Annotated in this window: 9 protein-coding genes; 5 read left to right on the top strand and 4 right to left on the bottom strand. The window is 74.3% G+C overall.

Annotated elements, in window-relative coordinates:
• Window positions 1–51: 51 nt before the first annotated feature.
• The 4 genes from LG396_RS09495 to LG396_RS09480 all read right to left on the bottom strand — a co-directional run bounded on the left by LG396_RS09495 (window position 52) and on the right by LG396_RS09480 (window position 4,264).
• The gene (locus LG396_RS09495; RefSeq protein WP_308190080.1) at window positions 52–1,305 is read right to left on the bottom strand and encodes a helix-turn-helix domain-containing protein; all 1,254 of its coding nucleotides are present in this window, start codon (window positions 1,303–1,305) and stop codon (window positions 52–54) included.
• 141 nt (window positions 1,306–1,446) lie between these two features.
• Window positions 1,447–2,271, bottom strand: coding sequence for a DUF3097 domain-containing protein (locus LG396_RS09490; protein WP_225794388.1), 825 nt, complete (start codon window positions 2,269–2,271; stop codon window positions 1,447–1,449).
• A gap of 10 nt (window positions 2,272–2,281) precedes the next feature.
• The gene (locus tag LG396_RS09485; protein WP_225794387.1) at window positions 2,282–2,986 is read right to left on the bottom strand and encodes an MBL fold metallo-hydrolase; all 705 of its coding nucleotides are present in this window, start codon (window positions 2,984–2,986) and stop codon (window positions 2,282–2,284) included.
• Between the two features lie 54 nt (window positions 2,987–3,040).
• Entirely contained in the window at window positions 3,041–4,264 is a 1,224-nt protein-coding gene (locus tag LG396_RS09480) for an RNA-guided endonuclease InsQ/TnpB family protein (RefSeq protein WP_225794386.1), read from the bottom strand.
• Between the two features lie 384 nt (window positions 4,265–4,648).
• On the opposite strand from LG396_RS09480, the gene hrcA reads away from it, so the two are divergent.
• From hrcA to LG396_RS09455, 5 genes are all read left to right on the top strand, one after another.
• Window positions 4,649–5,674: a heat-inducible transcriptional repressor HrcA gene (gene hrcA / locus LG396_RS09475; protein WP_037752552.1), complete on the top strand. Its 1,026-nt coding sequence runs from the start codon at window positions 4,649–4,651 to the stop codon at window positions 5,672–5,674.
• Window positions 5,675–6,808 carry a molecular chaperone DnaJ gene (gene dnaJ / locus LG396_RS09470; RefSeq protein WP_018851168.1) on the top strand — a complete coding sequence of 378 codons (1,134 nt, stop codon included), beginning with the start codon at window positions 5,675–5,677 and terminating at the stop codon, window positions 6,806–6,808. It abuts the gene before it with no gap.
• Between the two features lie 156 nt (window positions 6,809–6,964).
• Window positions 6,965–8,059, top strand: a complete 1,095-nt coding sequence (locus LG396_RS09465; protein WP_225794385.1) for a nitronate monooxygenase — start codon at window positions 6,965–6,967, stop codon at window positions 8,057–8,059.
• Window positions 8,056–8,805: a 16S rRNA (uracil(1498)-N(3))-methyltransferase gene (locus tag LG396_RS09460; protein ID WP_225794384.1), complete on the top strand. Its 750-nt coding sequence runs from the start codon at window positions 8,056–8,058 to the stop codon at window positions 8,803–8,805. The genes LG396_RS09465 and LG396_RS09460 overlap by 4 nt, the downstream gene beginning before the upstream one ends.
• 295 nt (window positions 8,806–9,100) lie before the next feature.
• A complete protein-coding gene (locus tag LG396_RS09455; protein ID WP_225794383.1) occupies window positions 9,101–12,502 on the top strand; it encodes a S41 family peptidase in 3,402 nt (1,133 codons plus the stop codon).
• Window positions 12,503–12,556 lie beyond the last annotated feature (54 nt).

The raw sequence follows: 12,556 nt of genomic DNA, 5'->3' as shown, positions 1-12,556 counted from the left end.
GGAGTGGGGAGGGGGCAGAAATCCTGCCCCCCGCATGCCTGTTCGCGTTCGCTACGCGGCCAGGAGCCCGACCTTCGTTGCGAGTTCGGCTGCGCGTCGCCTGCGCCCCGGGCTCTTGGCCTCGGACTCTTCCAGGATGATCCGGCGGGCGTACCCGTTGTAGCGGATCGTTTCCGGCGCCGCGGCGTGGGCCTTCTCCAGCGTCGCCAGGGCGACGTCGGGCTGGCCGTCGAGCTGATAGCCGCGGGCCTCCTCGATGCGGTGCCGGGCCCGGCGCGGGTGGCTGGGGATGGCGGCCGCGTCGGCCCGTGCGGCCTGCCGTACGGACTCGCCTCCGGCGTGCAACTCCACCGCCACCGTGACCGCGTGCGCGCCCATGATGGCCGCGCCGAAGCTGGTGACGGGGTGGTAGTAGCCGGCGGGGAGGCGCCCGGCCTTGGCGCGTGCGTCGTCCCAGTGCGCCCAGGCCACACCGGACGCGCCCCGGCGGGCGGCGGTGTAGCCGAGCTCGAAGTCGAGCGCGCCCGCGATGGCCAGCACGCGGTCGTCGGCCTCGGCCAGCAGCGGGCGGAGGTAGTCGACGGCCGCGCGGTTGACGTCGTCGGCGGCGTCGAAGTCCCGCGGGCCGGCGTCGCGGTGGGCCTGGGCGAGCAGCCAGGCGGCGGTGCCGATGGCGTGCGGGTCCTCGCTCTCCTGGGCGGCGATCATGCCGCGGTCGGCGACGCGCCAGAGCAGCGAGGTGTCGGGCTGGTACGCGAGGAAGAACTGCGCCAGCGCGTACGTCTCGGCGAGCAGCGACTGGGCGCGGCGGCGTTCGGCGGCGGTCTCGGCCTGCCGTGTGGCCAGGTGCGCGTCCAGGATCAGGGCAGGCAGCAGCGCGCCGATGACGTCCCGGTGGTGGGGGGCGGAGTGACGGGCGCTCCATGCCTGGTCGAGGCGGGCCCGCAGGTGCGGGAGGCCCGGGGCCTTACGGTCGCCGGGCAGCGCGAAGCGGTTGAGGGCGTCGCGGACCGCGGGGAGCCTGGCGTGTCCTGGGCCGATGAACATCTCGACGCTCATGGACTGGTCGCCGGTGAGGTCGGCGAGATCACGGACGCGCAGCACCTCGGCGATGCGCAGGATCATGGGCAGCTTCGGCAACTGGAGCTTTCCGGTCTCCACTTGCTTCACCCACGACGGCGACTTGCCGAGCAGCCCGCCCAGGACGGGACGGCTGATGCCGCGGCGCTCGCGCAGGATCTGCATCCGCTGGCCGAACGCGAGTGGTTCCGTGAGCGGGTCGGGGGCACCGTCCGATGACGTCACAGCCTTACCTCTTCTCTGCGGCTCGCCACTGCCAGGGTAGGAGGTTCGACGCGTTCCGTCCGGGGTCCGTCACGTACCTCGTGCGCAACGAGACCGTGGGACACCGCCGACCGGTAGCGGCCGGGCCGGGCCCCGAACCTCTTACGCCCCCGGGGCCGTGACGAAGTCGATCAGCTCCTCCACCCGTCCCAGCAGTGCCGGTTCCAGGTCGCGGTACGTCCGTACCGAGTCCAGGATCCGGCGCCAGGCCGCGCCCGTGTCCGGGGGCCAGCCCAGTTCGCGGCAGACGCCCGTCTTCCAGTCCTCACCCCGCGGGATCCGCGGCCACGCCGCGATGCCCACCGACGACGGCTTGACGGCCTCCCAGACGTCCACGTACGGGTGACCCACCACCAGCGCGTGGGCGCTCGTCACCGACTCCGCGATGCGCCACTCCTTCGTGCCCGGCACCAGGTGGTCCACCAGCACCCCCAGCCGCGCGTCCGGGCCCGGGGCGAAGGCGGAGACCACCGACGGCAGGTCGTCGACGCCCTCCAGGTACTCCACCACCACGCCCTCGACCCGCAGGTCGTGGCCCCAGACGCGCTCCACCAGCTCCGCGTCGTGGCGGCCCTCGACGTAGATGCGGCCGGCGCGGGCGACGCGGGCGGTGTGGTCGCGGACCGCGATCGAGCCGGAGGCGGAGAGGAGGGGGCCCGACGGCGCGGAGCGGCCGGGGCGTACCAGCGTGACGACCCTGCCGTCGATCATGAAGCCGCGCGGTGTCAGCGGGAACACCCGGTGCTTGCCGAAGCGGTCCTCCAGGGTGACCGTCGGGCCCTCGGCCGTCTTCTCCGTACGGATGACCGCGCCGCAGAAGCCCGTCGCCACCTCCTCGACCACGAGGTCCGGCTCGGCCTGCACCTCGGGGGCGGGCTGCTGCGGCTTCTTCCAGGGGGGCGTGAGGTCGGTGTCGTAGCGGCGCACGAAGGTGAGATTACGACAAGCGCCCCGCCAGCTCGTCCCGTTGGGTCCGTACGAAGTCCGCTCCGACCGCCGCGCCGTGCCCCGGGACGTACACCGCCGCCTCGCCGCCCAGCTCCAGCAGCCGGTCCAGCGCCGCGGGCCACCGCGCCGGGTCCGCGTCCGGGCCCGCCTGCGGGGGGCCGGACTCCTCGACCAGGTCGCCGCAGAAGACGACGGCCGGGCGGCCCGGGACGTACACCGCCATGTCGTGCGACGAGTGCGCCGCGCCCAGCTCGACCAGCAGCACCTCCCGGCCGCGCCCGAGGTCCAGCGGGTACGTGCCGGACACCGCGTGCCGCGGGGCGACAAGGACGTCGACGGCCTCCGCCGCCGCGTCGCGGTCCAGCCCGTGGCGTACGGCGTCGGCACGCAGCCCGTCGGCGCCCTCGCCGAGAAGGTGCTCCGCCATCCCCGCCGGGCCGTGGACCTCGGCGCCGGCGAAGGCCGCAGTGCCGAGCACGTGGTCGAAGTGCGGATGCGTGAGCGCGATGTGCGTCACGGGGCGGCCGAAGCGGTCCCGTACGGCCCGGCGCAGCTCGGCGCCCTCCCGCAGCGAGGCACCGGTGTCCACGAGCAGCACGCCGTCCGGCGTCCCCACCGCCCCCGCCGTCGCGTCCCAGCGGGGCAGCCGCCGCCGCACGACGCCCGGCGCCAGCTCTTCCCAGTAGTCGGGCATGCCCCGACGCTATAACTTGAATGCTCCCTTCCCCGATGGGAGGGGATTCCTGCCTCAGGCCGCTTCCTGGAGCGGCGCTCCGGGAAGTCTTGTGCCATCGGCGCCAACCGGGTTCAGACCTGCCCGGATGAGCATCACGTGGGCGGAGTTCTTGTCCCTGGGGGAGACGGTTCCGCAGGAGGCGCAGGTGTAGGTGCGCTCGGACAGCGGGAGTGCGTGCTTGGTTCTCGCTCCGCACGAGGCGCAGTCCATGGTGGTGTACGCGGGGTGCACGAGGCGGAGGTCCCGCCCGTGTTTCCGGGCCATCTCGATCAGGGCCCGCTTCGTGGCGGCGATGGCGGCGTCCGCCGCCTTGCGTGCCATCGATGTCCTGGCGAGGAACTTCGGGCGGAAGTCCTCCACGGCGATCGCGTCGTGGTCGCGCACGACGTGCTTGGCCCACTTGCGGCCGGTGTCCTGCCGCTGCCTGGCGATCTTCTTGCACACCTTCGCGCGCAGCTTCTTGGCCGCGCGGTAGCCCTTCGAGGCCGCCTGTCCCCTGGAAGGCTTGCGACGGGCCATCATCCGGTCGTACCGCGACAGCTTCGCCCGAGCCTTCTTGCCGTGCATGGCGTGAGGAAGATCGTGGGCCACCGAGGTGGTGGTCGCAGTCTCCTTCACACCCCAGTCGACCCCGATCACGCGGCCGGTGCTGTGGAGCGGGTGGACTTCTGCGGGTACGACGAAGGAGGCATACCAGTGGCCGAGACTGTCACGATGGACACGCACCGAGGACGGCGCCGCGGGCAGGTCGCGAGACCACACCACGGTCAGGGCCATGCCGCCGGCGAGGTGCAGGCGGCCATCCTGGAGCCGGAAGCCGCGTCTGGTGTAGCTCAGCGTCGGGTTGGCTTCGCGTTTCTTCTTCCACCTCGGCGTACCGGTCCGCTGCCGCGGCGGCAGGCGTTCCCGCATGTCCTTCTGCGCTTTCGCGCGGGACTTGCCGAAGTCCCGGATGATCTGCTGCTGCGGAACCGAGCTGCCCTCGCGCAGCCACGGCGTCGTCGCGCGGGCCCCGGTCAGCATCTTGTCGAGCTGGGCCGGTCCGCATGACAGCTTGTTGTCGGGGTGCGCCTTGTTGTGCGCGTACACGGTCTTGGACTTGGCCACGCACTCGTTCCACACCCACCGGCAGCGGTCCCATTCGGCGAGCAGCCCGGCGCGGGCGGTCGACGACACACGCAGCCGGTACGTGTACCGGGCATGCCCGCCCTTCGCGGCCTCCCTCGCCACCGGCACGACCTCCCCCTCACGTCCTTGCTCATCCTGGGGTGCGCAGTGTGACCGTACGTGCGACCTGCGTACATCCGTGTCCTCGTCGGGCCGGAGCCACCGCAATCAGCGAATGAGGGCACGCACGTTCGTTTCTTCCGTGTGCGGTCCTGGGGACGTTCCGTGTTCCAGGAGACCGGGGACGGCGACGCTCCGCCCTGCCGAAGGCGATTCCTCCCCGCGTGAACGCCGGGACATCCTCGCAAGAGTCAGGTGACCGGCCGCCTTGCCTGAGCTGCGGTACCCGGCCGTACACTGGCCCCGGACCCTGGCACTCCCCCTCGCCGAGTGCCAGAGCCGGAAACGCACCGGACGGGCGGGCGAGTACTGACGAGTACGGAGGTGGGCAGCATGCTCAGCGAGCGCCGGCTCGAAGTGCTGCGCGCCATCGTCCAGGACTACGTGGGCACGGAGGAGCCGGTCGGTTCCAAGGCGCTCACGGAGCGGCATCACCTCGGTGTCTCCCCGGCGACGGTGCGTAACGACATGGCCGCCCTGGAGGACGAGGGGTTCATCGCGCAGCCGCACACCAGCGCGGGCCGCATTCCCACCGACAAGGGATACCGGCTGTTCGTCGACAAGCTCGCCGACGTCAAGCCGCTGAGCGGGGCCGAGCGGCGGGCGATCCAGAACTTCCTGTCCGGCGCCGTCGACCTCGACGACGTCGTGGGGCGCACGGTGCGGCTGCTGGCGCAGCTGACGCGGCAGGTGGCGGTGGTGCAGTACCCGTCGCTGACCCGCTCGACCGTGCGCCATGTCGAGCTGCTCCAACTCGCCCCCGCGCGCGTCATGCTCGTGCTCATCACCGACACCGGCCGGGTCGAGCAGCGGATGATCGACTGCCCGGCGCCGTTCAGCGAGGACTCCCTCGCCGATCTGCGCGCCCGGCTCAACAGCCGGGTCGTCGGCCGCCGCTTCGGCGACGTGCCGCGGCTGGTGGCGGATCTCGCCGAGTCCTTCCCCGCGGACGACCGCGGCACGGTGCAGACCGTGCTGTCGGTGCTGCTGGAGACGCTGGTGGAGGAGACCGAGGAGCGGCTGATGATCGGCGGCACCGCCAACCTCACCCGCTTCGACCACGACTTCCCGCTCACCATCCGGCCCGTGCTGGAGGCGCTGGAGGAGCAGGTGGTGCTCCTGCGGCTGCTCGGCGAGGCGAAGGAACCGGGCGTGATGGTGCGTATCGGGCATGAGAACGACCATGAGGGGCTCACCTCCACCTCGGTCGTCTCCGTCGGATACGGTTCAGGCGGCGACACCGGCGAAGCCGTCGCCAAGCTCGGCGTGGTCGGACCTACCCGCATGGACTACCCCGGAACGATGGGAGCGGTACGCGCAGTGGCACGGTACGTCGGACAGATCCTGGCGGAGTCATAAGTGGCCACGGACTACTACGCGGTCCTCGGCGTCGGACGTGACGCGTCGCAGGAAGAGATCAAGAAGGCGTTCCGCAGGCTCGCCCGCGAGCTGCACCCGGACGTGAACCCGGATCCGAAGACCCAGGAGCGGTTCAAGGAGATCAACGCCGCCTACGAGGTCCTGTCGGATCCGCAGAAGAAGCAGATCTACGACCTCGGCGGGGACCCGCTGTCGCAGAACGGCGCCGCGGCCGGCGGCTTCGGCGCCGGCGGCTTCGGCAACCTCTCCGACATCATGGACGCCTTCTTCGGCCAGGCCGGCCAGCGCGGGCCGCGCTCGCGCACCCGCCGCGGTCAGGACGCCATGATCCGGCTCGAAATCGAGCTGGAGGAGGCGGCGTTCGGCGCCACCAAGGAGATCCAGGTCGACACCGCGGTGGTCTGCGGCACCTGCAACGGCGAGGGCGCGGCGCCCGGTACGTCGGCGCAGACGTGCGACATGTGCCGCGGCCGCGGCGAGGTCTCGCAGGTCACCCGGTCCTTCCTGGGCCAGGTCATGACCTCCAGGCCGTGCCCCCAGTGCCAGGGCTTCGGCACGGTGGTGCCCACCCCGTGCCCGGAGTGCGCGGGCGACGGCCGGGTGCGCTCGCGGCGTACGCTCACGGTCAAGATCCCCGCGGGCGTCGACACCGGCACCCGCATCCAGCACGCGGGCGAGGGCGAGGTCGGCCCGGGCGGCGGCCCGGCGGGCGACCTGTACGTGGAGATCCGCGAGCTGCCGCACCCGATCTTCCAGCGCCGCGGCGACGATCTGCACTGCACGGTGACGATCCCGATGACGGCGGCCTCACTGGGCACGAAGGTCAACCTGGAGACGCTCGACGGCCTGGAGGAGGTCGACATCCGTCCGGGTACGCAGTCGGGGCAGTCGATTCCGCTGCACCAGCACGGCGTGACGCATCTGCGCGGCGGCGGCCGGGGCGACCTGATCGTGCACGTCGAGGTCGAGACGCCGCAGAAGCTGGATCCGGAGCAGGAGCGGCTCCTGCGCCAACTCGCCCAGCTGCGCGGCGAGGAGCGCCCGCAGGGCCAGTTCAAACCGGGCCAGCAGGGGCTGTTCTCGCGGCTGAAGGACGCCTGGAGCGGACGCTAGCCGGGTTCCGGACGGACCTCGCCGGGCCGCCGCCGTGCGGCCCGTGCGACGGGTGTGGTGGATGGGGCGTACACCGTCCCCAGGTGCGTGAAGACGTGCGGATTCCATGATCCGGCGCGGGCCGCCGGTGTCCGATCTGCGTGACAGGATGAGCTCATGCCCAGCGAGCTGAACGATCTGTTCACCTTCCCGATCGTGCAGGCGCCCATGGCGGGTGGCGCATCCTGCCCGCAGCTCGCCGCCGGGGTGCTGGAGGGCGGCGGCCTGGGGTTCCTCGCCGCCGGCTACAAGACGCCCGAGGCGATGTACGAGGAGATCCGCCAGCTCCGGGCCGTCACAGACCGGCCCTTCGGTGTCAACCTGTTCCTGCCCCAGCCCCCCGCGCCGCCGGACCCCGCCCAGATCGAGGCGTACGCCGAGCAGTTGGCCGGCGAGGCCGAGTGGTACGGCACGGAGCTGGGCGACGCCGAGGCCGGCACGGACGACGCCTTCGACGCCAAGGTCGCCATACTCCTGGACGAGCCGGTGGCGCTCGTCTCGTTCACCTTCGGCTGCCCGGAGCCGGCCGTGCTCGACGCCTTCGCCCGCGCCGGGACGTACACGGTCGTCACCGTCACCAACGTCGTCGAGGCCCGGCACGCGCAGGCCGCGGGCGCCGGCGCCGTGTGCGTGCAGGGCGTCGAGGCCGGCGGCCACCAGGGCGGCTTCCGCAACGACCCGCGCGACGACCGGGTGGGCCGCGGGCTGCTCACGCTGCTCGCCGAGGTGCTGGAGGCGGTGGAGGTGCCGGTGATCGCCGCCGGCGGGCTGATGCGCGGCGGGCAGATCGCCGCCGTGCTGTCCGCGGGCGCCGCCGCGGCGCAGCTCGGCACGGCGTTCCTGGTCTGCCCCGAGTCGGGCGCCAACGCGCTGCACAAGCGGGCCGTCACCGGCGGGGTGTTCACGCGCACGGAGCTGACCCGCGCCTTCTCCGGCCGCCCCGCGCGCGGGCTGGTCAACCGGTTCGTGCGCGAGCACGGCCCGTACGCCCCCGCCGCCTACCCCCAGCTGCACCACCTGACCTCCCCGCTGCGCGCCGCCGCCGCCCGCGTCGGCGATCCGCAGGGCATGGCGCTGTGGGCCGGCCAGGGTTACCGGCTGGCGCGCGAACTGCCCGCCGCCGAACTGGTGGAGCTGCTGGCCCGGGAGCTGGCCGACGCGCTGAGCGGGGCGGGGAAGCCCGCCGGGGACGCCTCGGGCGGGCTGCTGTGACCGCCCCGGTGTTCGTCGCGGAGCCCGCCGTGCTGGACGCGGCCCGCCCCGGCGCGGTGCTGGCGCTGACCGGGCCCGAGGGGCGGCACGCGGTGTCGGTACGGCGGCTGCGGGCCGGCGAGGACGTCGTGCTCACCGACGGCGCGGGGCGCGGTGCGTACGGCACCGTGGCCGGCGCGGAGGGCGCCGACCGGCTGCTCGTGACCTGCGCCGAGGTGTGCGAGGAGCCGGCGCCGAGCCCGCGGCTGACCGTCGTGCAGGCCCTGCCGAAGGGTGACCGGGGCGAGCTGGCCGTCGAGACCATGACCGAGACCGGCGTGGACGCGGTGGTGCCGTGGGCGGCGGCCCGCTGCGTGACCAGGTGGCGCGCGGAGCGCGGGCGGAAGTCCCTGGCCAAGTGGCGCGCCACCGCGCGTGAGGCGGGCAAGCAGGCCCGCCGGCTGCGCTTCCCGGAGGTGGCCGGCCTGCACTCGACGAAGGAGCTGCTGCCGCTGCTCGCGGGTGCGGCGTTCACCGCCGTGCTGCACGAGGAGGGCGCGGCCCCGCTGGCCGCCGCGGAGCTGCCGCGGGCGGGGGAGATCGTGCTCGTGGTCGGCCCCGAGGGCGGGGTCGCGCCGGAGGAGCTGGCGGCGTTCGCGGACGCGGGGGCGGGGGCGTACCGGCTGGGGCCGAGCGTGCTGCGCACGTCCACCGCGGGCACGGCGGCGGGCGCGGTGGTGCTCGCGGCGACCGGCCGGTGGTCCTGAACGGTCACCGACGGTCCCGAACGGTCCCGGAGGGGTCCGGAACGCCCCGCGAGCGGTCCGAGCCGCCCCGCGGGCGGTCCGGAAGGGGTCGGCAGGCGGCCCCGAGTGGTCCGGGCGGGCGGAGTGAGAGATTCCGTACGCCCGGATCCTGACGTTCCGGGCGCGCGAACCCGGGGGGTTTACCGCAGTGTTCAGAGTTACGTCCCGATTCGTTCCATCCCGGGACGGGGCGGGTACAGGACGAAGGTCACACCACACCGCAAAGCGGTGGTGAGTGCCGCCTGCGCATGATGGGATGATCGACGTGACTCAGCCTGCTTACCTGCGATTCCCGCACCTGCACGGCGACTTGATCACCTTCACGGCAGAGGACGACGTCTGGGCCGCGCCCCTCGACGGCGGCCGCGCCTGGCGGGTGAGCGCCGACAACATGCCGGTGGACCACCCCCGGATAGCCCCCGACGGCGCGCGCATCGCCTGGACCTCCACCCGCGACGGCGCCCCCGAGGTCCTCACCGCGCCCGTCGACGGCGGCGCGCCCGAGCGCCTGACGTACTGGGGCAGCGGCAAGACCTCCGTACGCGGCTGGACGCCCGACGGCGACGTGCTCGCGCTGACCACCCACGGCCAGTACTCACTGCGCCGCACCTGGGCGCACGCCGTGCCACCCGGCGGCGGGCCCGCGCAGACCCTGCCGTTCGGCCCCGTCGGCAACGTCGCGTACGGGCCGGAGGGCCGCGTCGCGCTGCTCACCGCGGGCATGGGCCGGGAGGCGGCGTACTGGAAGCGCTACCGCGGCGGCACCGCAGGACGGCTGTGGCTGCGCACCGCGCCGGACGCGGAGTTCACCCGCCCCGCGGAGCTGGACGCCGTCCTCGGCAACGCCGAGTACCCGGTGTGGGCCGGCGGGCGGCTGGCGTTCCTCTCCGACCACGAGGGCACCGGCGCGCTGTACTCCGCCGACACCGACGCCCCCGACGCGTACGCCGCGCTGCGCCGCCACACGCCCCTCGGCGGCTTCTACGCCCGCCACGCCGCCACCGACGGCACCCGCATCGTCTACGCCGCCGCCGGCGAGCTGTGGCTCCTCGACGGCCTCGACGAGGGCGCCGAGCCCCGCCGCCTCGACATCCGCCTCGGCGGCCAGCGCACCGACCTGCGCCCCCGCCCGCTGCGCGCCCGCCTCAACCTCGGCGCCGCCCGCCCCGACCACACCGGCCGCGGCAGCGCCGTCGAGGTCCGCGGCACCCTGCACTGGGTGACCCACCGCGAGGGCCCCGCCCGCGCGCTGGCCGCGGAGCCGGGCGTACGGGCCCGGATGCCGCGGGTGTTCCGCGCGGAGGGCGCCGAGCACGTCGTCTTCGTGACCGACGCCGAGGGCGAGGACGCGCTGGAGTTCACCCCCGCCGCCGGCCGCGACGCCGGCGGCACGCCCCGCCGCGTCGCCGCCGGGCGCCTCGGCCGCGTCACCGCGCTGGCCGTCGCGCCGGACGGCAGCCGCGTCGCCGTCGCCTCGCACGACGGCCGGGTGCTGCTCGTCGAACGCGCCTCCGGCGACGTACGCGAGGTCGACGCCAGCCGGTACGGCGACGCCGGCGGGCTGGTGTTCTCCCCCGACTCCGCCTGGCTGGCCTGGTCGCACCCGGGCCCCGGCGAACTGCGGCAGCTCCGGCTGGCCACCACCGACGGGCTGGCCGTCGCCGAAGCCACGCCGCTGCGCTTCCGCGACTACTCCCCGGCGTTCACCGCCGACGGCAAGCACCTGGCGTTCCTGTCCGAGCGGGCCTTCGACCCCGTGTACGACAGCCACGTCTTCGACCTGTCGTTCCCGTACGCCTGCCGCCCCCACCTGATCACGCTGGCCGCCGAGACGCCCTCGCCGTTCGGCCCGCAGCGCCACGGCCGGGCCCCCGAGCGCGGCACCTCCGACGACGGCGACGACGCCGGCTCGGGCTCCGGTGACACCCCGCCGGTCACCCGCATCGACCTCGACGGCCTCGCCGACCGGATCCTGCCCTTCCCCGTCGAGGCCGCCCGGTACTCGACCCTGCGCGCCGCCGAGGGCGGCCTGCTGTGGCTGACCCACCCGCTGCGCGGCGTCCTCGGCACCGACGCCGCGGGACCCGACGACGACGGGCCCACGAGCCGGCTGGAGCGCTACGACCTCGGCAAGCAGCGCGTCGAGGAACTCGCAGACGACGCCGAGGGCTTCACCGTCACCGGGGACGGCACCCGGATCCTGCTGCGCACCGACGGCAAGCTGAAGGTCGTCCCCGCCGACCGCAAGGCCAGCCACGTCGACGACGGCGACGGGGACAACGTCACCGTCGACCTCACGCGCGTACGGCAGCTGCTCCACCCGGCCGCGGAGTGGCGGCAGATGTACGCCGAGGCCGGCCGGCTGATGCGCGACCACTTCTGGCGCGCCGACCTCGGCGGCGTCGACTGGGACGGCGTCCTGGACCGCTACCGCCCGCTGCTGGAGCGCGTCGCCACCCACGACGACCTGGTCGACCTGCTGTGGGAGGTGCAGGGCGAGCTGAACACGTCCCACGCCTACGTCGTCCCCCCGGGCGGCGGCACCGGCGCGGGCGCGCCGGAGCGGCGGCAGGGGCTCCTCGGCGCCGACATCGCCCGCGGGGACGACGGCAGTTGGCGCGTCGAGCGGATCCTGCCGTCCGAGACGTCCGACCCGCACGCCCGCTCGCCGCTGGCCGCGCCGGGCGCCGCGGTCCGCCCCGGCGACGCGATCGCGGCCGTCGACGGCCGGCCCGTCGACCCGCTGGCGGGCCCCGCGCCGCTGCTGGTCGGCTCGGCGGGCAAGCCCGTGGAACTGAGCGTGCAGCCCGCCGACGGCGGTGACGTGCGCTACGCCGTGGTCGTCCCCACCGCCGACGAGGAGCCGCTCCGCTACCACGCGTGGGTCGCGGGCCGGCGCGCATACGTACACGAAGCCTCCGGCGGCCGCCTCGGCTACCTCCACGTACCCGACATGCAGGGCCCCGGCTGGGCGCAGCTACACCGCGACCTGCGCGTGGAGGTCGCCCGCGAGGGCCTGGTGGTCGACGTCCGCGACAACCGCGGCGGGCACACCTCGCAGCTCGTCGTGGAGAAGCTGGCGCGGCGCGTCGTCGGCTGGGACGCGGGCCGCGGACTCCAGCCCGTCAGCTACCCGATGGACGCACCGCGCGGGCCCGTGGTCGCCGTGGCCAACGAGTTCTCCGGCTCCGACGGCGACATCGTCAGCGCCGCGATCCGGGCGCTGGGCATCGGGCCGCTCGTCGGGCGGCGCACCTGGGGCGGCGTCGTCGGCATCGACAGCCGCTACCGGCTGGTCGACGGCACGCTGGTGACGCAGCCGAAGTACGCCATCTGGCTCGAAGGACCCGGCTGGGGCGTGGAGAACCACGGCGTGGAGCCGGACGTGGACGTGCTGCTCACGCCGGAGGACTGGGCGCAGGGGCGCGACCCGCAGCTGGAGACGGCGGTGCGGCTGGCGCTGGAGGAGCTGGAGCGCAGCCCGGCGGCGGTGCCGCCGGAGGTGCCGGGTGCGGCCTCGGCGGGGGCGGGAGAGGCGACTGCCCCGGAGCCGCCCGGGTCCGCGGGTGCGCCGGGTGCGTCTGGGGCTTCGGGTGCGCCCGGACCCTCCGGGCCCTCGGGGCCGTCGGACGCCGGGGAGTCCCCGGCGGGGGAGTAGCGGCGGGACACCGGGTACGGGCCGCGGGGTACCATGCGGCCCGTACCGCCCGAC

Origin of the sequence: Streptomyces aculeolatus (assembly GCF_020400605.1) — a bacterium.
Taxonomy (GTDB): Bacteria; Actinomycetota; Actinomycetes; order Streptomycetales; family Streptomycetaceae; genus Streptomyces; species Streptomyces aculeolatus.
Note: the sequence above shows the minus strand (reverse complement) of the source record. Positions and strands in the feature narration are given on the sequence as shown.

Bases quoted from the DNA above. Each gene is read 5' to 3' on its own strand.
- hrcA (WP_037752552.1), top strand. From the start codon at position 4,649: ATGCTCAGCGAGCGCCGGCTCGAAGTGCTGCGCGCCATCGTCCAGGAC.
- LG396_RS09455 (WP_225794383.1), top strand. From the start codon at position 9,101: ATGATCGACGTGACTCAGCCTGCTTACCTGCGATTCCCGCACCTGCAC.
- LG396_RS09485 (WP_225794387.1), bottom strand. From the start codon at position 2,986: ATGCCCGACTACTGGGAAGAGCTGGCGCCGGGCGTCGTGCGGCGGCGG.
- LG396_RS09465 (WP_225794385.1), top strand. From the start codon at position 6,965: ATGCCCAGCGAGCTGAACGATCTGTTCACCTTCCCGATCGTGCAGGCG.